This window comes from Devosia riboflavina, from assembly GCF_000743575.1.
Classification (GTDB): domain Bacteria; phylum Pseudomonadota; class Alphaproteobacteria; order Rhizobiales; family Devosiaceae; genus Devosia; species Devosia riboflavina.
Map to the genome: position 1 here is coordinate 1 of NZ_JQGC01000103.1, position 1,029 is coordinate 1,029.

The window sequence follows — 1,029 nt, forward strand, 5'->3', positions numbered from 1 at the left end:
GGCGCCGTTGGCGAGGTAATAGTCACGGATAGCCTGGCCGACTTCGAGTTCGGTCACGCCCGGCTTGAGGGCGGCAAAGCCGACCTTCATGGCGCCGTCATTGAGTACGGCATTCATCTTGAGCGCCGCGTATTCGGCATCGTCCTTACGGGCGCGCAGGTATCCGACCGTATCGGTCAGGAACTTGCGCTTGGCGCCGGGCAGGGCGTCGATCACCAGCAGCGCGAAATCGGCGCGCATGGTTTCATCGAGCGCGATGGTGAGGTTCTCGCGATTGGCGCCGAGGTCACCGAGCAGGGACGCGAGGGCGGCATTGGGGCCGTCGGCATCGGTCCAGGTGTAGAAGGGCAGCTTGGTATAGGGGCGCTGGCTGTCGGCATTGAGCGCCGGCATCAGGAAGCCAGCATGGTCCTTGCTGACGATGAGGAGCACCGGGCGCTCGTCGCCATGCGGCGACATGCCGGTCAGCCAAACCAGGTGAGAGGAGGGGCCCACGACGACCAGGTCCGTCCCGGTAGCTGCCATCTGTTCGCGCAAACGCGCCAGGCGTTCTTCATACATGTCGGATTTCCATTCGGTTTGTAACGACTGAGCCGCCCCGTGGGGCGGCTCGTTGCTTGCGGCTTTCGAAACTTAGTTCTTCTTGACCAGGCGGTAGAAGACGAAGTCGCTGGTGGCGCCGTTCACATAGCCATCGACCTTCTTGTCCATGGCAACCTGGGTCGCGGCCTGGAACATGATGACGATGGGTGAATTGGCCTGAACCTTCTTCTGAAGGTCGATATACATCTCGTTGCGCTTGGCCGGGTCGGCTTCGGCGCGGGCAGCCTTGGTCTCTTCGTTGAGTTCGGCCGGGACAGCCCAGCCGTTACGCCAGGTAGTCGTCGACTGGTAATTGTCGTCGGCGTTGTTTTCGTTGAAGGCGAAGGCCTTGGCGTTGGAATCGGGGTCCATGAAGTCCGGACCCCAATAGAGCAGCATGCCTTCGTGGGTACGGGCACGGTACTTCGTGATGACCTGCGAGCCGGT

The 1,029-nt window shown here is 61.8% G+C and carries 1 protein-coding gene and 1 pseudogene; both read right to left on the reverse strand.

The genetic code is table 11. From position 1 onward, the window contains the following. Nucleotides 1-561, reverse strand: a 561-nt coding sequence (locus JP75_RS24900; RefSeq protein ID WP_035088051.1) for an aminopeptidase P family N-terminal domain-containing protein, incomplete at its 3' end; no start/stop codon positions are given. Between the two features lie 72 nt (nt 562-633). Beyond that, nucleotides 634-1,029, reverse strand: a pseudogene (locus JP75_RS24905) (ABC transporter substrate-binding protein); the annotation flags it as partial.